Source organism: Erwinia sp. PsM31, assembly GCF_030433775.1.
Taxonomy (GTDB): domain Bacteria; phylum Pseudomonadota; class Gammaproteobacteria; order Enterobacterales; family Enterobacteriaceae; genus Erwinia; species Erwinia aeris.
Map to the genome: position 1 here is coordinate 39,862 of NZ_JARUWZ010000019.1, position 20,187 is coordinate 60,048.

The following is a 20,187-nucleotide window of genomic DNA, read 5'->3' on the forward strand; positions in this document are numbered from 1 at the left end:
TTATTTTCCTGTCGCCGCAGCGGCGCTGGCCGGTTTTTCTTTTTTCCGGCCGGGCTTGAACAGCAGCAAAGCGAAGGCGATCAGCAGCACGATGGCGAACAGCGCGAATACCCATTTCACCGTGCCGTACTCATCCGGCGAAAGCTGAAACGGCCCCATCTGTACCACTTCAATCTTGTCTTCATAGGTCTGCGCCGGCACAAAAACGATCGCTAAATCCTTATCGCTTTTGCCCGCCAGGCCCGGAATGCTGGTGGAAACCATCTGGCGGATGCGCGGCTCAATGCTGTCCGGATCCAGGGTGTTATGGTATTTGATAAACACCGAGGCGGAAGCGGGCTGTACCGGCTCGCCGGGCGCCAGCCTTTCCGGCAGCACTACGTGCACGCGCGCCACCACCACGCCGTCGATCTGCGCCAGCGTCGATTCCACCTCCTGCGAAAGCGCATAGATATAGCGGGCGCGCTCCTCCATCGGGCTGGAAATCACGCCGCTTTTCTGGAACACCTCGCCAAGATTGGTGCGCGCCTTGTGCGGCAGCCCGGCGGAGTCGAGGATTTTTACGCTGCGCTCGATATTTTCCGCATCGACCGACACGGAAATGCCCGCTTTTTCAATCAGCTTTTGCGCGGCAATTTGATGCTGATTCAGTTCGGCGATGATATCGTTGGCGTCGCTTTCCGCCAGCCCGCTGTACAGCACGGTTTTATCGCCGCAGCCGACCAGAAAAAGCGCCAGCGAGCTAATCATTAGCCATTTCAGCAAAAGTTTCATAGGGGCTTACTGTAGGTTGGTCAGTTTATCAATGCTCTGAACGCCTTTGGCGACGATTTTTGCATTCATTAAATTTTCAATATAGTAATTAGATAAGGCGGCATTAGCCTGACTAAATTCTAATAAATTGGACGAGCGGGAAGCTTTTTGTAAATCCTGATAGGCTTCTTTTCTCTGGTGTTCATTATTACTTAATGAACTGGCAATGCCGGAAAGAAAATTCGTGACTTCGGCAGGGGCGGAAACTTTTTCAACCTGCGGTTCTTTAAGCTGGGCCGAAAAAAAATCGACGTCGCTTTGCTGCGGCTCCGCCGTGGTTTTTATTTGCGGAAGCTCGGTTAAATCTGCCGGGGAGGAATTTATTTTCATAACGATCTCGCGCTGGATAACAGAACGAAAAGCGGTGCGGGTCAGGGGCGCAGACCCGCACCAGCAGGCGAAACTAGTACTGGATTTTTACCTGAGCGGCAGCAGAACCCGCCTTACTGGCACTGTCTGCAACGCCGTTCATTTTGTTGTTCTGTGCATCAAGCTTGGCTTTATCGACCATATCCTGCTGCATCTGGCCCTGAACATCCTGCATCTGTGACATAAAGCTTGCGCCATCAGTTGCGCTTTCAACTCTTGTTGCCGCTGTAGCTGCAGTAGAGATACCTGAGGATACTGAAGACATAGTGTGGCTCCTGATTATATTAAGGGGTGGTTGTTAGCATATTCGTTAATTAAGTGGGTGTGGCGCAAAAAGGGTTCCAAAGAAAATAAATTATTTTTATAAACGCATCAGGCAACAATATTCAACAATTTGATACGGTGATAAAGGGTGCGGCGCGGAATACCTAATTCATGCACCACGTCATCAATCTTATGGCCGTGGCGATGCAGACACTCTTTAATCAGGCTGCGCTCAATGCGACGCAGGCGATCTTTTAATAATGTCGCTTCGCCTTCGCCCGGCGTGATATTACACAGCGGCGGCAGATGCAGCACGTGGCGTTCCGCCGCGGCTTTCAGCTCGCGAATATTGCCGGGCCAGCTGTGCAGCAGCAGGGCTTCGTCCAGCGCCAGCGAACGCGGCGGAATAGGCTGCTGTAGCCGCATGGCCGCTTCCTGGGTAAAGCGGCGAAACAGCGGGATAATCAGTTCGGCATGGGAACGCACCGTCGGCGTCTCCAGCTTGATGGTGGAAAGCCGAAAATAGAGGTCGCGGCGAAAACGTCCTGCGTCCACCAGCTCAATCAGCGGCGTCTGGGAAGCGGCGATCACGCGTAGATCCAGCGGCACGGGCTGCGTGGAACCCAGCCGGTGAATGGCGCGGGTTTCCAGCACGCGCAGCAGCTTCGCCTGTAATATCAGCGGCATGCTGTCTATTTCATCCAGAAACAGAATGCCTTTGTCAGAGGCTTCAATGTAGCCCGGCCGGGAATGCGTGGCGCCGGTGTAGGCGCCGGCGATCACGCCGAACAGTTCGCTTTCCGCCAGGTTTTCCGGGATAGCCGCGCAGTTCACGGAAATCAGCGGCCCTTTCGCGCCCGAAAGCTGGTAGATGCGGCGGGTCAGCGTATCTTTGCCCGTCCCGGTTTCGCCTTCCAGCAGCAGATCGACTTTCAGCGGCGCAAGGTTGTCGATCAGCGGATGCAGGCTGGCGTGGATATCCGTTCTGGCTGCGCCAGGCTCGGTAAGGAAAGCCGTGACTTTATCGTGACGGATACTGCCTGATTGTTTCTCACTACCCGTTACCATATTTTCTCCTGTCTACCCTCGGACTATGCAGTTAGCAATCTGCTGCAACTTAAGCGAAAACAACACGGGATCAGCGGCGGGCTGCTCGGGGTAACACTCAATATTCGCTTACTATTTACTAGCGCGGCCTTGAGAGGCTATCAGTTTCCTCTGAAGTTGTTGTGGGGATCTCCGTGGGGCAAGGTAGGGAAATCCCTACACAAATTTCGCAGCGCAGCGGTAAGCTGATGTAAACAAGCGCATTATTTAGATTACAAAACGTTAAGAATGTGTAATTTAATTTACCGTAATTAAGACTTTACCAGCGCCAATGGAACATGCCCGGCCCGATCGCCACCCAACACGGAGACGAAGCCTTGACGGGTGGACTCGTGACGATCATTTCACTGAACAGAGGAAGCGGCATGAAAATAGGCGGCGGTGTAAACGGCGCGATTGGCGGCGGCAAAACGGGTGGCGATGCGGGTCTGGAGCTACCACTCAGCAACAAGCAAAATAACGGTCAGGGCAGCCCGGGACTGGGTAATATCCTGAATTTTGCTACTTCGGCGTCAAACAGCGGCGGCGGCCAGGGCGTGCAGTTTGGCAGCAAAGAGGCGCTTGCCCAGAACGGCAGTAACGGCAGTAACGGCAGCAGCCAGTCGACAGGCAACGAAAGCAGTATTACGCAATTGCTGAACGCCATTCTGGAGCTGTTGAAAGGCAGCGAGGCGAACAGCGATAAAAACGGCTCTGGCTCTTCGGGCTCTGGCAACGGAACGTCCGGCGCTCAGGAAGCCGCCGGCAGCGGCGATATCATGGCCCAGCTGATGGAGATGATTAAAAAGATGCTGGGGCAGTCATCTGAAGGCGCCAACGCATCCGGCCAGGGTGGCTCAGGCGGCTCGGGCGGCGCAACGCAGGGTGGTAAGGGAGCCGAAGACGAGCAGGGTAGCAGCGGGCTGGCCGCTAAGCTGGGCGGTGCCCTGCAGATGCTGGGCCTGGGCGCCATTCTTTCGGCCCTTTCCGGCGGCGCTGGTGCGCAGGGCGGCGGCGAAAGCAAATAGGTTTTCCGGCATACCTTTTCAGGGCGATCGTCGATCGCCCTTTTTTTATCAGGCTGGCAGCGTGCCTTTACCGGTAGCAATGGTATTGGCAAAATCCATCACCTTATCGACATAGGTCGCGTCGCCCGTGCCCGTTTTGGAAATATCACTTAAATCAGCGGTGTTGACGTTGTTTGGCCCGGAATTATAGGCGCGCAGAGCTGCGCCCATACTGCCATCAAATGCGCCGAGCTGCTCTTTCATGTAGAGCGCGCCCGCCATGATATTGTCATGCGCGTTATCAGGGCTGGCGTTGGCGCCCAGCAAATCCGGATTTTTACTTTGCAGATCGGCAAAGGTATTGCTGTTGACCTGCATCAGACCGGCATCCTGTAGCCCGTTGCCGCCGTTGACCGTCGCCGCGCCCAGATTGCCGCGGGACTCCTGCCAGATTTGCGCGGCAAGCACGTTAGCAGGCACGCCGGTAGCCTGCGCCGCATCCTGAATGTCGGCCTCAAAAGGCTTGAGCGAGTCGGGCAGATGAAGATCGCTGCTGCCGAGAGAGAGGGCCGGAGAGCTGCCTGACGTCGCGCTCGTCTGGGCTGCGGACAGCGCTGGGACAGCGGTTTGCGCTCCGCTGTTTTCCGCTGGGTTACCGCTGTTTTTGAACGTTACTGGCGCGGTGGTGCTGCCTGAACCGGTAGCGCCGTTTTCGCCACTGCTGGCCTGCTGGCCCTGAAGCAGCTGCTGGATCAGCGGCAGCACGGCCTTCATGATTTCCGATATCAGCTGCGATACCTGCTGCGACAGGTCGCTGTTTTGCTGCGTGTCGTTGCCGTTATTATCAAGCAGACTTTCCAGCGAGGTGCCCTGACTGCCTGACTGCGCGAAATTAATCGAGGCCTGGTGTTTTTCATTAAGCGGACTAAGTAAATCTTCGCCGGGCGACAACAAACTATCCAGGCCGGGGATAGTCGGCGGCAAAGCGTTAGCGGAAGAAATTGGGGTCATCATGAATTTCCTTAAGCGTAGACCAGGGAAGAGTGATGATTAGTGGCCCGGAGGCGGTATGGGTTCCGCCTGAGGGGAACTTCCCGTTTTGTCACGCCACTTACTGCTACGGATTTTTACCAGATGGAAAATTTATGCCCTTTAATCTTTTTGGTACCTCTTCTGGCGCCAGCCACCGCACCCGTCATGACGCGAAAGTAATGCTGCCGGGCAAGCCGGGCCTGGAAGGGACGCGCAATGGCCGCATCATCACCGTGACGGAAAGCCAGCAGCAGATCCTGAAAAAAGCGAATCGCTCGATCGAAGACACCTGGAAAACATTAGATAAGGGGTCTGCTAACCAGATCCACGACATCCTGCACACGCGCGGCGGCGTGGTAAAACGTACGGTCGCCTGCCGGGCCGAAAACAGCTCTGAGGATAACCGCCCATGGCGCGCCGCCCGCTTTCGGGCCGGAAACTGCGGCGAAATGGCGGCGGTAAACGGCCTGCTGCTGGCCTCCTCCGGCATCAGCGAGCCGGTAGCCGTTTGCAGCGCGCTGGATGGCGATCACGCCTTTGTGATGGTAGGCGACAGACGCATCAACGGCGAGCGCATCTATTCCGATGCCTGGCCGCTCTATGGCCGTGCCGACAAAGAGCAGAACTACGACCTGTCCAAACGCTATCGCATCGTGAAAGAGTACGCGCCGCAGGCCGCTAATCCCGAGGTGCGGGAGCGATTAGTGCATGGCGACAAGGCCAGCCGCGAGGAAGTCAATGCGCTTTACCAGCGCGAGATGCGGCGGGAGGGGCAGCCTATCGACAGTAAGGATCTCAGCTCGTTGAAACAGATTGCCCGGCGCCACGGTGGCGGGCTGTATCAGCAATATCAGGCCTCGAAAAATATCAATGTGTACTATCAAACCGAAAGCGGCGGCGATGTCACCGAGCTAAAACCAGAGATGAAGCGATCCGTGTATGAATCCCGGCGCCGTCGTCAGGATGATGCGACCCGTACAGAGGTGGCGGAGCTGATGCGCAACATTAACCGCGGCGTGTAAACGCTTAACAGGAAAATTATGGCTATCAGTCGACTGAAAACGCTACTGGCTCCGCTGCTGCGTCAGTTGCGCATTGATGAGGCGCAGCTGGAAGAGAGCGGAAGCTACGTAATGGAAGCGCAGGGCATCGCGCTGCTGTGGGAGGAGAGCCCGCGAGATTACCTGACGCTAAGCTGTCAGCTGCCGATGCGCGAAAGTGATTTTGCCGATCCCGCCACGTTGAACATGCTGTTGCAGTGCAATCTGCTGGGGCTGGCGCATCCGCCGGTGCTGACCGCCACGCTGCCGGAGCAGCAAAGCGTGCTGCTGTGGACCCGCGAGCCTTTTATTTTACTGGAGCCGCACCAGCTGCTGGCGCTGTTTGAACGCTTTATCGCACAGGCGGAAAGCATGCAGCGCTTTTTGACCCTGCCGACCACAGGCTCGTCATAAAAAAAGGGCCACGAAAGTTGGCCCTTACGCTGTCAGTGCGGCTGTTTAAACCCGGCCTTCACCAGCTCTTCTTTGAAGGCGTTGGTAATGGCACGGTTGCCGCCGGTGACAGGATAGATAACGTTATTGATCACATCATCCAGATAATGCTCATCGAACTCCTGCAGCGTCAGCGGCGAGCCGCCTTCATCATTAATGGCAATTGAGCCGTGGATATGATCGCCCTCGTTTTTTGCCTTCAGGCTGTATCGACCCAGGCTGCTGTCCAGAGTGCTCATAAGATCTCCTTATTACCGTCAGGGATTGGTATCGCAAGCCCTGTTAAGTCTAGCCAGCGCCTGCCTGCGCGCCTAAGATTCCTCTGTAAAGAAAGCGCAAAGTGCGATCGCTGTCGCTTAAAAAATGCATGGCTGGATATTTATTTAATTCATTGATTTTTAACTATTTTTATTTAAACACCGTGAAGGTGCCTGAAATCACAATGATTTAAGGATAAAAGGCGAAAAATGGTACTAAATTGCTGGCAGAGGTCAGGAACGTCTGCGAACGAAGCGGTAAAAGGTCATCATGAAAAGCGACGGAGGCTGTTTTACCACGGGCGGGGGCCGGAAAAAACGGACGGCGAAAACGGCAGGACGGAAATCTTCTTCTATAATCAAGTGGCTACACAGTAGTAATTTTTTTATCTGGCTGAGGAAAATGGAATGAAGATTATTCTCTGGATTATTGCGATTATTTTTATTGTCGGCCTGCTGACGTTAACCGGCGTCTTTAAAGTACTTTTCTGATTAGTCATCAGGTGGCAATACGCGCGTATTGTCACCTTTTGCCCGCCGGTTTCGCCAGAGCGGACGCCGCGGTCATTTTTTCCTTTTTATCCGGTAACTGATGGAATATGTCGGCTTCATCCTGCTCAGTTACCGCGATAGCCTGACGAAACAGGCAATCTTTTAAGGTGATGGGTTTCCAACAATACGCACATATCGCCCCGTGATGATCGCCAAAGCGGTCGCCGCGAGTCGTGAAAATGAGCTCTGCGTGCCCACATCTCCCGCATCGTATTCTCACGTCGGCTCCTTAAATTTCTGTGTTAACCAGGATTAATTTTACCAAAAAACGCGTATAGATCGATAAATAATATTTATCAGTTTCGTGAAATGATATTAACCCATAACAACATGATTCAAAAGAGATAACCCAGTTCTTTCCTTTTATTTACAATAGGGAGACGATGAATATTGTTACTTTGGGCGCTTTTATTTCTTTTTTTGGTTAAATAAGCATTAATTGCGCTAAATAAATGATCCAGATCAAACTCCATTAAAACAATTCATGATTGTAACTGACCCCATTAGCGCATTATTTCGTCCCGTTTTTAATCAGAAAAAAAAGAGAACTTTGCATAACCGCAATGTCGACCGGCTCAACTTTAAAAAAATTTGCACAGTTGAAAATTTGTTCGCTGTGCATTCATGAACCGTTTAATGGCGGTAATTACAATAGGGGCCGGATTAACAATATGACCAGGCCTGCCGTTTTTAATCAGCAACGGCAGAGATTTTTTAACAGCACCACGGGTGAGCGGTAGATTAAAATGACATTTTTTCGCTTTTTTCTTCTTTTCCTGAGCCTGGCAGGCGCAGGAAGCCTGTCCGCTACAGCTCAGGCACAAACACTGGGCGCCGCGATCTCCGGCGGCTGGCAAAATTTTAGCGACGGCGTCAGCACGACCTGGAACGAGCCGCAGCATTACGACCTTTACGTGCCGGCTATCACCTGGCACAACCGCTGGACTTACGACCAGGCGCATATTGATAAATACAACGAGCGCCCCTGGGGTGCAGGCGGCGGCATGTCGCGCTATGACGAAAAAGGCAACTGGAACGGCCTGTACGTGATGGCCTTCAAGGACTCCTTTAACAAATGGGAACCCTTCGGCGGCTACGGCTGGGAAAAAATCTGGCAGCCGCTGCGCAATAAAGATTTTCGGCTGGGGTTGGGCTATACGGCTGGGGTAACGGCAAGAGACAACTGGAAATATATCCCGGTTCCGGCGGTTTTGCCGCTTGCTTCAATAGGTTTTCGTGATGCCACCTTCCAGATGACTTATATTCCGGGGACTTACAACAACGGCAACGTCTATTTTGCCTGGCTGCGCTGGCAGTTTTAACAACAGGCGCACGCTAAAATTAAAATTGATGCGTAAAAAAAGCGATATTTATCACTTTTTCGTGAAAGGCTACTGGACAAAAGGCTCAGCAATTGCTGTACTAACCGTCGACACAGTTTAGTGTCCATTTTTCATGTAAAGGTAATATAGATGTCTAAGATCAAAGGTAGCGTTAAGTGGTTTAATGAGTCCAAAGGATTCGGTTTCATTACTCCTGAAGATGGTAGCAAAGACGTGTTCGTTCACTTCTCTGCCATCCAGAGCAACGGTTTCAAAACTCTGGCTGAAGGTCAGCGCGTAGAGTTCGAAATCACCAACGGTGCCAAAGGCCCATCTGCTGCTAACGTTGCCGCTATTTAAGTTATCAGACAGAATTTTAAAAACCCGCCTTATGGCGGGTTTTTTTTCGCCTGAGTGATGCCTCGTCTCCATGGAATGCCCGGCCAGGTGAGCCTGTAAGCCGGATAGCTGTTGCGAAAGTTCCCGTACTGCTCTGTGCCTGCATATTGCGCAGGTTCCCGCCTGTGTAAGTACTGCTCTTTGCCTGCGTGTTGCAAAGGTTCCCTTAATGCTCTGTGCATGCGTGTCGCGCTGATTGCCGCCTGTAAGTTCCGCCCTCTGTTGGCCTGCCGCGCAGGTTCCTTTAATGCTCTGTGCTTGCGTGTCGTGCAGGTTACCGTCTGTAAGTACCGCCCTTTGCTGGCGTGCCGCGTAGGTTCCCTTAATGCTCAGTGCATGCGTGCCGCACAGATTTCCGCCTGCGAGTCCTGCTCTCTGCTTGCGTGCGCAAAGATCCTGTCCTGTTAGCGCTTCTTCCTGTTTGCGTAAAGAGTGTGCCAAAACGTGATAAACGAAACAGTCATCGTTAACTGCGCCGGGTGCAGATGCCTGTTTTGCGGTCTGTGAAGCCCAAACGCGGCTTATTCTGTAACAGGCGTCGGCGTCGGTCGGGTTGCTTATCGTGTCAGTCAGGCTATATAACCTGTAGAAGAAAAGCGCTGACGCCCTGAGCGGGCCGCAATTAACAGGAGAGAGAATGAGGATCCGACTGGCGAATACGCACGACGGTTTTGCCCTGAGCGCGCTGTTAACCGAACTGGGCTATGCCAACACCGAAGTCTTTATTGAGCGTCGTCTGGCGCAGCTGATCGACGACAGGGCAGAACAGCTGCTGATTGCCGAGCAGGGCAGCACCGTATTAGGCTTTCTCTCGCTACATTTTATTCCGCAGCTGGCGCTGGCGGGGGATTTCGCGCGCATCAGCTATTTTTGTATCGCGGACGGCAAGCGTAGCGAAGGCGTCGGACATCAACTGTTAAGCCACGCCGAGAAGCTGGCAAAAGCCCACGGCTGCGATCGGATGGAAGTCCACTGCCATGAGCAGCGCACCAAGGCTAACGCCTTTTATAGCCGGGAAGGCTATAGCGAGGCTCCCCGCTACCTGATTAAAAATCTCGATGCGCACGCTTTTTATCCCCACGGAGAGACATAATGAAAGTGGCTTCAGGACAGTTTGCGGTCAGCCGTAGCTGGCAGGAGAATGCGGCAACCTGTACGGACTTAATGACCAGGGCGCTGGCCGGCGGTGCCGATCTGCTCGTTTTACCGGAAGCCGTGCTGGCTCGTGATATCGCCGATCCGGATTTGGTGCTGAAAGCCGCTCAGCCGCTGGACGGGCCATTTTTAAACGAAATCCGTGCAGCCAGTCGCGGCAACGGGTTAACCACAATAATGACCGTACACGTGCCGACCGATAACGGCAAAGCGCTGAATGTGCTTATCGTCATTCGCAATGGCGAAATCCTTGCCCGCTACGACAAGCTGCATCTTTATGACGCTTTTACCATGCAGGAATCCCGCAATGTCACCGCCGGTGACGAGGTGCCGCCGCTGGTGGAAGTTGCCGGTATGCAAGTGGGTCTGATGACCTGTTACGACGTGCGTTTTCCTGAACAGGCTCGTCGTCTGGCGCTGGACGGCGCGGAAGTGCTGGTGCTGCCAGCCGCCTGGGTGAGAGGGCCGCTGAAGGAGATGCACTGGGAGGTGCTGGTAACGGCGCGTGCGCTGGAAAACACCTGTTATATGGTGGCCGTCGGCGACTGCGGCCCGCGTAATATTGGTTGCAGCCTGACGGTCGATCCGCTGGGCGTGGCGATAGCCAGGGCGGCTGAAGCGCCGATATTGCTTTTTGCTGATTTGGATCCCGCCCGTATCGCTCATGCGCGTAGCGTGCTGCCGGTGCTGGAGAATCGCCGTTTTGCTCGCCCTGAACTTATCAGCTCGCGGAAGCTTTGAAATATTGGGTAAGGAACGCTTCGGAGTGAGAGGGCAACGGGTGATATCACCATACCGCTATGGAACAATGGTGTGGCATTGATAACGCGTTGTGGTACACCAGCCCCCAACATCCGCGATTTCAGGCTTTCCTGAGCCGCTTTATCTGATATCATTTCGCAGGCCGCTGTGCAGATATTACTCTGTTACAGATGGCAGTTTGTATTGACCGACAATCTGCGCGTTAATACACTTTATGCTTATTGACCTTTACCGGTCCGGTTAAATAAAGAAGGTGTGTATGGAAGGTATCAGTATTGCCAAACTGCTGATTATTGGCGCTCTGATTGTATTGCTTTTTGGAACCAACAAGTTACGCTCGCTGGGCGGCGATCTGGGTTCGGCGATCAAAGGCTTTAAAAAGGCGATGAGCGACGATGACACCTCCGCGAAGAAAGCGCCTGTCGCTGAAGAAAAAGCGGCTGAACAGGTTGCTCATAAAGAGTAACGCCCGCGTTAAGCGATAAAAAAACGGATGACAGGGTCATCCGTTTTTGTTTTTGTTGCAAATATGTAAAGAGTTATTTCACTTCCAGGCCTTTCGCCTGCATATCCGCATGGTAGGAAGAACGCACGAACGGGCCGCAGGCCGCGTGGGTAAAGCCCATTTCCATCGCCGCCTCTTTCATTTCGTCAAATTCCGCCGGACTGACGTAGCGCTGTACCGGTAAATGGTGGCGGCTTGGCTGAAGATACTGCCCCAGCGTCAGCATGGTCACACCGTGACGGCGTAAATCGCGCATCACTTCCACGATCTCGGCATTGGTTTCGCCCAGACCCACCATCAGGCCTGATTTGGTCGGGATCTCAGGATGCGCTTCTTTAAAGCGCTCCAGCAGCTTCAGCGACCACTCATAGTTGGCGCCGGGACGAACCTGGCGGTATACGCGCGGTACGTTCTCAAGGTTGTGGTTAAACACGTCCGGCGGCGTGGCGTTCAGAATATCCAGCGCGCGATCCATACGGCCACGGAAGTCCGGCACCAGCGTTTCGATTTTAATGGTCGGATTTTTAGCGCGGATAGCAGTGATGCAGTCGGCAAAGTGCTGAGCGCCGCCGTCGCGCAGGTCATCGCGGTCAACGGAAGTGATCACCACGTAGCGCAGGCCCATATCGGCGATGGTCTGCGCCAGCTTTTCCGGCTCGTTGGCGTCGGGCTGCACGGGACGCCCATGCGCCACGTCGCAGAAAGGACAGCGGCGGGTACAAATCGCGCCCAGGATCATAAAGGTGGCGGTGCCGTGGTTAAAACATTCTGCAAGGTTAGGGCAGGAAGCCTCTTCACAGACGGAGTGCAGACCGTTTTTACGCATGGCGGCTTTAATGCCCTGAATGCGGCTGGAGTCGGCAGGGAGTTTGATTTTCATCCACTCCGGCTTACGTAAAATCTCTGTGCGTTCGGTGACCACGGTTTTGACCGGGATCAGCGCCATCTTATCTGCGTCGCGGTACTTAACGCCGCGTTCCATCTGAATAGGTTTACTCATAATCTTGCTGTTTCCAGGTTGGCATGCGCTAATCAGCCGCGTGACGTTCAAATTTTTTTGAGAAAAGCGCAAAAATTATATCACCTCGCGGCGCGGGTTTCAGCCAGGGCAGAGGAGAAAATGTGACGGAATTGTAAATTTATGGCGTTCGCTCGTCCAGCCACTTTACGTCCGCTATCGCCAGCTCGCGGGCAAAATGCTTGATTAACAACGGCTGCACGTCGGCCAGCGTCACGCCCTTTTTATAGGCGCTGATTTGTGTCATCTCCAGCCCGGCGTAGCCGCAGGGATTGATGCGCAGAAAAGGCGCAAGATCCATATCCACGTTCAAAGCCAGCCCGTGAAAAGAGCTGCCGTTGCGGATGCGCAGGCCCAGCGAGCAGATTTTTTTGCCCTCGACGTAAACGCCGGGCGCATCCGGCCGGGCAGCGGCCTCGATATCGTAGTGCGCCAGCGTGGCAATCACCGTTTGCTCAATGGCGGTAACCAGCTCCCGCACGCCGGTTTTGCGCCGTTTCAGGTTTATCAGCACGTACATGACCTGCTGACCTGGCCCGTGATAGGTGACCTGTCCGCCGCGATCGCTCTGCATAACCGGGATATCGCCCGGCATCAGCAGATGCTCCGCTTTACCGGCCTGGCCTTGAGTAAATACCGGCGGGTGTTCCACCAGCCAGATTTCGTCAGGCGTTTCCGCGCCGCGCTGATTGGTAAAATCGTGCATGGCCTGAGAGACGGGCGCCCAGGGCTGCAAACCGAGCTGACGAACGAGTAGGGTATCCTGATGCATGGAAAGTCCGGTCAGGGAGTAAAGAAGGGAGTATAACGCCGAACGAGGGCCGTGGTCAGCCCCCGATCGGTGATGGCTACAGCACCATCCGCACGATTTCTATTTTGCCCAGCTCGTCATACAGCGTTTCCACCTGCTCGATATGGGTCGCCGTAATGGTAATAGAAACCGAGTGATAGTTGCCTTTGCTGCTGGGTTTTACATCCGGAGAGTAATCGCCAGGCGCATGGCGCTGTACGACTTCAACTACTTGATCAACCAGTTCCGGCTGCGCCAGACCCATCACTTTATAGGTGAACGGGGTAGGAAATTCGAGCAGTTCTTTAAGATTGGTTTTCATAGGGGCTCCGGTAACGCTAAAACAAAGACTCCCGCCAACAGCGGGAGCCTACAGATAATATCAATATGCGGGCCATTCAGGCCGAAATCAAGCGCGGAACGCGACAGATTTAGCCAAACCAGTGATGGAACATCAGCTTGATGTAGTCAACGATACGGCCGAAGAATCCGCCTTCCGGCATATCGTTCAGCACCACCAGCGGATGCTGCTCAATGGTTTTGCCGTCCAGCTGGAAGTTGATGGTGCCGACCACCTGGTTTTTCGCCAGCGGCGCGTGCAGTTCGGTGTTGCTCAGCGTGTAGCTGGCTTTCAGATCCTTCATGCGGCCGCGAGGGATAGTCAGGTAAACGTCTTTCTGCACGCCCAGCTGCACGCGGTCGCTGTTGCCGAACCACACCGGCTCGGAGGCGAACTCTTTACCGGCTTTCAGTGGCGCCACGGTTTCAAAGAAGCGGAAGCCCCAGGTCAGCAGCTTTTTGCTCTCTACTTCGCGGCCTTTAAAGGTACGTCCACCCAGCACGGCCGAAATCAGACGCATCTGGCCTTCGGTCGCGGAAGCGACGATGTTATAGCCTGCCGCATTGGTGTGGCCGGTTTTGATGCCGTCAACGTTCAGGCTGGTATCCCACAGCAGGCCGTTGCGGTTGGTCTGGCGGATATTGTTAAAGGTGAAATCTTTTTCTTTATAGACCGAGTACTCATCCGGCACGTCACGGATCAGCGCCTGGCCGATCAGCGCCATATCGCGCGCCGAGCTGTACTGACCTTCGGCGTCCAGGCCGTGTACGGTCTGGAAATGGGTATTTTGCAGACCCAGCGCCTTAACGTAGTTATTCATCAAGCCGACAAAGGTGTCCTGACTGCCTGCGACATAGTCGGCCATCGCCACACAGGCGTCGTTGCCGGACTGAAGCACGATACCGCGAGTCAGCTGCGAAACCGGCACGCGATCGCCCGGCTTCAGGAACATCAGCGAAGAGCCTTTAAACACCGGGTTGCCGGTCGCCCAGGCATCTTTACCCACGGTGACCATATCATCCTGATGAATTTTGCCCGCTTTGACCGCCTGGCCAATCACGTAGCTGGTCATCATTTTTGTCAGGCTGGCCGGATCGCGGCGCGCGTCGGCGTTTTTCTCCGCCAGCACTTTGCCAGAGTTGTAATCGATCAGCACATAGGCTTCGGCATCAATATCCGGCACGCCCGGGATCATGGTTTTGATGTTCACGTCTTCAGCGTGGGCGAAGGCGGTAAGGCTGAGGGCGATCAGCGAACCTGCCGTCAGGCGTTTGAACAGTTGGGAAGAGGTCAGAGTATTCATGTCGGGGACAACAACATCCATGGCTAAGTTAAAAAAAAGTGACTCACTATAGCAAATGCATTTCGGAGCGGCATCCGTCTTTACCTGGCTCATACAGCGTAACGCCAGGTAAAGATGGATTGCCGGATCGTTATCACATTTTGCCAGCTGCCGTGGTCACGAAAGAGGTGAGGTTGGCTTCGCTGGCAAGCCGTTGCTGCAGCGCTGCCGCCTGCTGACGCGAGGTAAAATGCCCCAGCTGCACGCGATAAACGCCGCCGCGCGCGTCAACGCTGCCCGGCACGCCAAATTGTTTGCTCAGCGAGGCCGCCAGCTGCTGTGCGCGTGCGCCATCTTTCAGCGCGCCCGCCTGCACCGTAAAGGCCGTTCCGGCTGCGGCCGGTGCCGAAGTCGCTGCGGCTGGCGCCGAGACAGGGGCTGGCTGAGTCGGCACCGGTGCCGGTTCCGCTGGTGCAGGCTCGCTGCCTTCCAGGACGCCATTGGCCAACGGCTGCGGCGCGCCTAAAAAGCCGCTGCTGCGTACCGGCGCGCCCAGGTTGTCGTCGCTGCTGAGCGTGCTGTTATCCACGGGCCGGACGTCAGGCGGTGTTTGTTCAGAAGACGAGGCGCCGGTGCTTTCCTGCGCGCTTGTCATGCCCTGTGCCGCCGCCGCGCCGCCCATTACCACCATGCCGCCGCTGAGATCCGGGCGAGGCGGCAGCGCGTAGCTTTGTTTCGCGACCGTGGTGCCGATGGTGCCGGGGCCGGAAACCGAGCCGTCCGGCGCGACCTTAATAAAGTCCACCTTCACGCGGGAGTTATTGGAAATATTCAGGCGATCGCCCGCCGCTTTGGACAGATCGATAATGCGGCCCGGCTTGTAAGGCCCGCGATCGTTGACCCGCACCACGATTTGTCGTCCGTTCGCCAGGTTGGTGACGCGCACATAGGACGGCAGCGGCAGAGTAGGGTGCGCCGCCGTCAGCGCCTGCGGATCGTACTGCTCGCCAATCGCCGTGCGGCTGCCGTCGGCCGATTCGCTATACCAGCTGGCCAGCCCGGTTTCGCTGAAATTAGACGGATCGGTGACGATGCGGTAGTTCTGGCCGTTGACCCGATAATCCTGGTTGGCATTGGGGCTTAACGGCTCGTAGCGCGGCTCGACGCCGCCGATTTCAACGACCGGGCCGTTATAGGTTTGCTGTTGCTGTGTAACCGGTGCCTGCTGTTGTTCAGTAACACAGCCTGCCAGCAGCGCCGCTGCCAGACTAATCCAGAGCCAATCCTTACGCATATAAGCCTCTTAAACGCTTTTCGACAACAGTTTACGGTGGGTATGGATCGACATAATAATGCCAAACCCGGCCATCAGAACAATCAGGGCGGAGCCGCCGTAGCTTACCAGCGGCAGCGGGACGCCGACCACGGGTAATATACCGCTGACCATGCCAATATTCACAAAGACATAAACAAAGAAGATCAGCATCAGGCCGCCTGCCATCACGCGACCAAAGGTGGTTTGCGCTCTGGCCGCCATCAGCAGGCCGCGCATGATCACCAGAATATAGAGCACCAGCAGCACCAGCACGCCGACCAGGCCCAGCTCTTCGGCCAGCACGGCAAAGATAAAGTCGGTGTGACGCTCGGGTAAAAACTCCAGCTGCGACTGGGTGCCGTGCAGCCAGCCTTTGCCGCGCAGCCCGCCGGAGCCGATAGCGATTTTGGACTGAATAATATGGTAGCCCGCGCCCAGCGGATCGCTTTCCGGATCCAGCAGCATCATGACGCGGTCGCGCTGGTAGTCGTGCATCAGGAAGAACCAGAGCACCGGAATGAAGGCGGCGACCAGCATCACGGCCACGAGGATCAGCTTCCAGCTCATGCCTGATAAAAACAGCACAAACAGGCCGGAGGAGGCGATCAGGATAGCCGTTCCCAGATCGGGCTGCGCCGCCACCAGCAGCGTGGGCATAAAGATCAGCACCAGCGCAATCGCGGTGTTTTTAAGCGTGGGCGGACAGACGTCGCGGTTGATAAAGCGCGCCACCATTAGCGGCACGGCTATTTTGGCTATTTCCGAGGGCTGAAAGCGCACCACGCCCAGATCCAGCCAGCGCTGCGCGCCTTTACTGATATGGCCGAAAGCGTCCACGGCTATCAGCAGGATCACACAAAGGATGTAAAGATAGGGCGCCCAGCCTTCGTAAACGCGCGGCGGGATCTGCGCCATGACCAGCATGATCACCACGCCCATCGCAATCTGGCCCAGCTTGCGCTCCATCATGCCCGGATCCTGGCCGCTGGCGCTCCAGATAACCAGCGCGCTGTAAACCAGCAGGGCGGAAATCAGAATAAAAAAGGTCGGGTCGACGTGGATCCTCGTCCAGATAGTGCTTTTCTGGTGCCGATCGTTCATGGTTATTCGCCTTCATAGCCAGACGGCACCGGAGCGGCGTCTGGCAGGTTGGTATTGTTGTCCCCGAGCATAATATGGTCGAGAATTTGCCGCATAATGGTGCCGACCGCTGGCCCCGCGCCGCCGTTTTCCAGGATCATCGCCACCGCTACCCGAGGATGATCGTAAGGCGCAAAAGCGGTCATCAGCTTATGGTCGCGCAGCAGTTCGGAAATTTTATGGGCGTTATAGGTTTCGTTCTCTTTCAGGCCGAATACCTGCGCCGTTCCTGACTTGGCAGCGATTTTATAAGGCGCGTCGGAAAAACTTTTGCGCGCCGTGCCGTTAGGTCGGTTGGCTACGCCATACATGCCGTCCTTGGCGATTTCCCAGTAGCCGGAATGAATATCGGCGACCGGCGGGATCGCCGGCTGCTTCCACGGCACGGTAACGTTATTCACCTTGTTGGCCATCATCAGATGCGGCGTACGCACGATGCCGTCGTTAATCAGGATCATCATCGCTTTGTTCATCTGCACCGGCGTGGCCGTCCAGTAGCCCTGGCCGATACCTACCGGAATGGTGTCGCCCTGATACCAGGGTTTTTTAAAGCGCTTCATTTTCCATTCGCGGGTCGGCATGTTGCCGGCGGTTTCTTCCACCAGATCGATACCGGAAAGATGGCCGTAGCCAAATTTACCCATCCATTCGGAAAGCCGGTCGATGCCCATATCGTAGGCGACCTGATAGAAGAAGGTATCGGCGGATTCTTCCAGCGATTTGGTGACGTTAAGGTGGCCGTGGCCCCAGTGCTTCCAGTCGCGGAAGCGTTTTTCAGAGCCGGGCAGCTGCCACCATCCCGGATCGAACAGGCTGGTGTTTTTATTGATTACGCCGGCGGAAAGCGCCGAAACGGCAATATAGGGTTTTACCGTGGAGGCTGGCGGATAGGCGCCCTGAGTCGTACGGTTAATCAACGGGCGGTTCGGATCCTTCAGCAGCTTGTTGTAATCTTTGCTGCTGATGCCGTCGACAAACAGGTTCGGATCGTAGCTGGGCATGGAAACCATCGCCAGGATTTCGCCGCTGCGCGGATCGGTTACCACCACGGCGGCGCGGCTGCCCGCCAGCAGCGTTTCGATATACTGTTGCAGCTTGAGATCGATAGTCAGCCAGATATCCTGACCCGCCTGCGGCGACTGTTCGTGTAGCTGGCGGATCACGCGGCCACGGTTATTGACCTCGACCTCTTCATAGCCGGTTTTGCCGTGCAGCATATCCTCGTAGTAGCGCTCTATGCCCAGCTTGCCGATATCGTGCGTGGCCGCGTAGTTAGGCCATTTGCCTTCTTTATCCAGTCGCTCAACGTCGCGATCGTTGATCTTGGAAACATAGCCCAGCACGTGGGTGAGGGCTGAGCCGTAAGGATAGTAGCGGCGCTGGTAGCCTTTGACTTCCACGCCGGGAAAAGCGTATTGATTCACCGCGAAACGTGCGACCTGCACCTCATTCAGCCCGGTTTTTACCGGAATAGAGGTAAAGCGGCGCGAACGCTTGCGCTCTTTTTCAAAGGCGACGATATCTTCATCGGTCAGGTCGACCACCGGGCGCAGCGCCAGCAGCGTTTTTTCGAGGTTTTCGACCTTCTCGGGCACCAGCTCAATCTGATAGATAGTGCGGTTCAGCGCCAGCGGCGTACCGTTACGATCGTAAATAATGCCGCGGCTTGGCGCGACAGGCACCAGCTTGATGCGGTTTTCGTTAGAGCGGGTACTGTAATCGGTGTAGCGGATAATTTGCAGATGATAGAGATTAGCTACCAGGATGCCGGAAAGCAGTAAGATGCCGAAAAAAGCGATCATTGCCCGCCGAACAAACAGCGTCTGCTCGGCGGTATAGTCACGAAAGGCGTTACGTTGTAATTTCATCCGCTGCGTTAATCTGTCCAGTTAAGGGCTATTCGCGATGGTAAGGGTGATTAGTGGTAATACTCCATGCCCGATAAAGGCTTTCCGCCACCAGCACGCGCACCAAAGGGTGAGGCAGCGTCAGCGTGGAGAGCGACCAGCTCTGCTCGGCGGCAGCCTTGCAGGCGGGCGCCAGGCCTTCCGGGCCGCCGATCAGCAGGCTGACGTCGCGGCCGTCCTGCTTCCAGCGCTCCAGCTGCGTCGCCAGCTGCGGCGTTTCCCACGGCTGCCCCGGAATATCCAGCGTCACGATGCGGTTGCCTTTGCCCACCGCCGCCAGCATCATTTCGCCTTCCTTTTCCAGAATGCGTTTGATGTCGGCGTTCTTCCCGCGTTTGCCGGCCGGCACTTCAGTCAGCTCAAACGGCATATCCTTGGGAAAACGGCGCAGGTATTCCATAAATCCGGTTTGCACCCAGTCAGGCATTTTCGTGCCGACGGCAACCAGCTGCAGCTTCACGGATTAGCTCCAGAGCTTTTCGAGTTCGTAGAGACGACGGCTCTCTTCCTGCATCACGTGGACGATCACATCGCCCAGATCGACCACCACCCACTCGGCGGCGGCTTTGCCGTCAACGCCCAGCGGCTTCAGCCCCGCCGCGCGCGATTCCTGCACCACGTGATCGGCGATAGAGGCGACATGGCGCGTTGAGGTACCGGTACAGATAATCATGCAGTCGGTGATACTGGATTTGCCCTGTACGTTAACAGTGACAATATCCTGGCCTTTCAAATCGTCAATTTTATCGATGACGAATTCCTGGAGTGCTTGACCTTGCAAAAGGTTCCCCTCTGAATACGGTTGAATGAGATGTCTGTCCGCCAGGCGGAAGCGCTATTATCCCACGTCGGCGCGGAAGATCCACGTTCCTGAGTCGAATAATTGTGAGCTTGTGTAGCCGCCGGGTAAAAAACATGGCAGCGGAGAATAACAGCCCCCGGCTGAGAGTCAATGGCTGCCGGGCCGATAGTTGCCCCGGAGAAGAGATGACGGCCGCAGAGGTACGGCCGTCGACAGAAAGAAAAAAGCGCAAGCGCGCAACGGCTCTTCCGCCTGTGTTAACGAAGTTGTAGCTTTATGCCGTTAACGGTTATTTGTCGGTTATCACCAGGGCGGGAAAATGCGTTTTAACGCATTCGGTATAGTCGCCTTTTTTGAAGGCGCTATAAGGCGTTTGCTAACCTACCCGCTTACAGGCGTAGCTTTTGCCGCCCGGATTTTTTGCGTTGTAATCCCAGTTCATTTCCCGGTAGATGGGCAGGGCGCTGCCGCCGCACTCGTCACGACCGTTGATGACCTGCGCCGTTACGCCGAAACCAGGCACCATGCCAGCCGCTTTAATCCAATGCGCTTATAAGAAGGACAAGTTTTGCTAAAA

24 protein-coding genes are annotated in these 20,187 nt (G+C 55.3%); 8 read left to right on the forward strand and 16 right to left on the reverse strand.

The window, feature by feature from the left end:
* The 4 genes from sctJ to QCD69_RS14910 all read right to left on the reverse strand — a co-directional run bounded on the left by sctJ (position 1) and on the right by QCD69_RS14910 (position 2,514).
* Entirely contained in the window at positions 1-774 is a 774-nt protein-coding gene (gene sctJ / locus QCD69_RS14895) for a type III secretion system inner membrane ring lipoprotein SctJ (protein WP_253454940.1), read from the reverse strand.
* Positions 775-780: 6 nt separating this feature from the next.
* Positions 781-1,143 carry an EscI/YscI/HrpB family type III secretion system inner rod protein gene (locus QCD69_RS14900; RefSeq protein ID WP_301252577.1) on the reverse strand — a complete coding sequence of 121 codons (363 nt, stop codon included), beginning with the start codon at positions 1,141-1,143 and terminating at the stop codon, positions 781-783.
* A 73-nt stretch (positions 1,144-1,216) separates the two neighbouring features.
* On the reverse strand, positions 1,217-1,447 hold the full coding sequence (locus tag QCD69_RS14905; protein ID WP_253454938.1) for a hypothetical protein: 231 nt from the start codon (positions 1,445-1,447) through the stop codon (positions 1,217-1,219).
* 107 nt (positions 1,448-1,554) lie between these two features.
* Positions 1,555-2,514 carry a sigma 54-interacting transcriptional regulator gene (locus QCD69_RS14910; protein ID WP_253454937.1) on the reverse strand — a complete coding sequence of 320 codons (960 nt, stop codon included), beginning with the start codon at positions 2,512-2,514 and terminating at the stop codon, positions 1,555-1,557.
* A gap of 404 nt (positions 2,515-2,918) precedes the next feature.
* Here QCD69_RS14910 and QCD69_RS14915 point away from each other — a divergent pair, with 404 nt between their 5' ends.
* Positions 2,919-3,560 (forward strand): hypothetical protein, encoded by a 642-nt coding sequence (locus QCD69_RS14915; RefSeq protein ID WP_301252578.1) that lies wholly within the window; start codon positions 2,919-2,921, stop codon positions 3,558-3,560.
* Between the two features lie 48 nt (positions 3,561-3,608).
* Here the strand turns inward: QCD69_RS14915 and QCD69_RS14920 are convergent, their stop codons facing one another.
* A complete protein-coding gene (locus tag QCD69_RS14920) occupies positions 3,609-4,553 on the reverse strand; it encodes a lytic transglycosylase domain-containing protein (protein WP_301252579.1) in 945 nt (314 codons plus the stop codon).
* A 131-nt stretch (positions 4,554-4,684) separates the two neighbouring features.
* Here QCD69_RS14920 and QCD69_RS14925 point away from each other — a divergent pair, with 131 nt between their 5' ends.
* On the forward strand, positions 4,685-5,593 hold the full coding sequence (locus QCD69_RS14925) for a hypothetical protein (protein ID WP_301252580.1): 909 nt from the start codon (positions 4,685-4,687) through the stop codon (positions 5,591-5,593).
* 18 nt (positions 5,594-5,611) lie between these two features.
* Positions 5,612-6,025, forward strand: coding sequence for a CesT family type III secretion system chaperone (locus QCD69_RS14930; protein ID WP_253454933.1), 414 nt, complete (start codon positions 5,612-5,614; stop codon positions 6,023-6,025).
* Between the two features lie 32 nt (positions 6,026-6,057).
* On the opposite strand, the gene QCD69_RS14935 is transcribed toward QCD69_RS14930, so the two are convergent.
* Complete coding sequence (locus QCD69_RS14935) at positions 6,058-6,303, reverse strand: hypothetical protein (protein ID WP_253454932.1); 246 nt, start codon at positions 6,301-6,303, stop codon at positions 6,058-6,060.
* A gap of 1,316 nt (positions 6,304-7,619) precedes the next feature.
* On the opposite strand from QCD69_RS14935, the gene pagP reads away from it, so the two are divergent.
* The 5 genes from pagP (at position 7,620) to tatE (ending at position 10,977) form a co-directional block, all read left to right on the forward strand.
* Entirely contained in the window at positions 7,620-8,195 is a 576-nt protein-coding gene (gene pagP / locus QCD69_RS14940) for a lipid IV(A) palmitoyltransferase PagP (RefSeq protein ID WP_253454931.1), read from the forward strand.
* A 150-nt stretch (positions 8,196-8,345) separates the two neighbouring features.
* A complete protein-coding gene (gene cspE / locus QCD69_RS14945) occupies positions 8,346-8,555 on the forward strand; it encodes a transcription antiterminator/RNA stability regulator CspE (RefSeq protein WP_004156612.1) in 210 nt (69 codons plus the stop codon).
* 676 nt (positions 8,556-9,231) lie between these two features.
* Positions 9,232-9,687, forward strand: a complete 456-nt coding sequence (locus QCD69_RS14950) for a GNAT family N-acetyltransferase (protein ID WP_253454930.1) — start codon at positions 9,232-9,234, stop codon at positions 9,685-9,687.
* Entirely contained in the window at positions 9,687-10,490 is an 804-nt protein-coding gene (locus tag QCD69_RS14955) for a deaminated glutathione amidase (RefSeq protein WP_301252587.1), read from the forward strand. Before QCD69_RS14950 ends, QCD69_RS14955 begins: the two co-directional genes overlap by 1 nt.
* 280 nt (positions 10,491-10,770) lie before the next feature.
* Complete coding sequence (gene tatE / locus QCD69_RS14960; RefSeq protein ID WP_125288552.1) at positions 10,771-10,977, forward strand: twin-arginine translocase subunit TatE; 207 nt, start codon at positions 10,771-10,773, stop codon at positions 10,975-10,977.
* Between the two features lie 73 nt (positions 10,978-11,050).
* On the opposite strand, the gene lipA is transcribed toward tatE, so the two are convergent.
* From lipA to QCD69_RS22980, 10 genes are all read right to left on the reverse strand, one after another.
* Positions 11,051-12,016: a lipoyl synthase gene (lipA, locus tag QCD69_RS14965; RefSeq protein ID WP_253454928.1), complete on the reverse strand. Its 966-nt coding sequence runs from the start codon at positions 12,014-12,016 to the stop codon at positions 11,051-11,053.
* A 139-nt stretch (positions 12,017-12,155) separates the two neighbouring features.
* Complete coding sequence (gene lipB / locus QCD69_RS14970; protein WP_253454927.1) at positions 12,156-12,806, reverse strand: lipoyl(octanoyl) transferase LipB; 651 nt, start codon at positions 12,804-12,806, stop codon at positions 12,156-12,158.
* Positions 12,807-12,882: 76 nt separating this feature from the next.
* Positions 12,883-13,146 (reverse strand): DUF493 family protein YbeD, encoded by a 264-nt coding sequence (ybeD, locus tag QCD69_RS14975; RefSeq protein WP_013201269.1) that lies wholly within the window; start codon positions 13,144-13,146, stop codon positions 12,883-12,885.
* Between the two features lie 109 nt (positions 13,147-13,255).
* Positions 13,256-14,467 (reverse strand): D-alanyl-D-alanine carboxypeptidase DacA, encoded by a 1,212-nt coding sequence (gene dacA, locus QCD69_RS14980; protein WP_253454926.1) that lies wholly within the window; start codon positions 14,465-14,467, stop codon positions 13,256-13,258.
* 133 nt (positions 14,468-14,600) lie between these two features.
* The gene (gene rlpA, locus QCD69_RS14985; protein WP_253454925.1) at positions 14,601-15,740 is read right to left on the reverse strand and encodes an endolytic peptidoglycan transglycosylase RlpA; all 1,140 of its coding nucleotides are present in this window, start codon (positions 15,738-15,740) and stop codon (positions 14,601-14,603) included.
* A gap of 9 nt (positions 15,741-15,749) precedes the next feature.
* Positions 15,750-16,862: a peptidoglycan glycosyltransferase MrdB gene (gene mrdB, locus QCD69_RS14990; RefSeq protein ID WP_253454924.1), complete on the reverse strand. Its 1,113-nt coding sequence runs from the start codon at positions 16,860-16,862 to the stop codon at positions 15,750-15,752.
* 2 nt (positions 16,863-16,864) lie between these two features.
* A complete protein-coding gene (gene mrdA, locus QCD69_RS14995; RefSeq protein ID WP_253454923.1) occupies positions 16,865-18,769 on the reverse strand; it encodes a peptidoglycan DD-transpeptidase MrdA in 1,905 nt (634 codons plus the stop codon).
* A 28-nt stretch (positions 18,770-18,797) separates the two neighbouring features.
* Positions 18,798-19,268 carry a 23S rRNA (pseudouridine(1915)-N(3))-methyltransferase RlmH gene (rlmH, locus tag QCD69_RS15000; RefSeq protein WP_253454922.1) on the reverse strand — a complete coding sequence of 157 codons (471 nt, stop codon included), beginning with the start codon at positions 19,266-19,268 and terminating at the stop codon, positions 18,798-18,800.
* Positions 19,269-19,271: 3 nt separating this feature from the next.
* On the reverse strand, positions 19,272-19,589 hold the full coding sequence (gene rsfS / locus QCD69_RS15005; RefSeq protein ID WP_253454921.1) for a ribosome silencing factor: 318 nt from the start codon (positions 19,587-19,589) through the stop codon (positions 19,272-19,274).
* A 397-nt stretch (positions 19,590-19,986) separates the two neighbouring features.
* A complete protein-coding gene (locus tag QCD69_RS22980) occupies positions 19,987-20,136 on the reverse strand; it encodes a hypothetical protein (RefSeq protein WP_369894992.1) in 150 nt (49 codons plus the stop codon).
* Positions 20,137-20,187 lie beyond the last annotated feature (51 nt).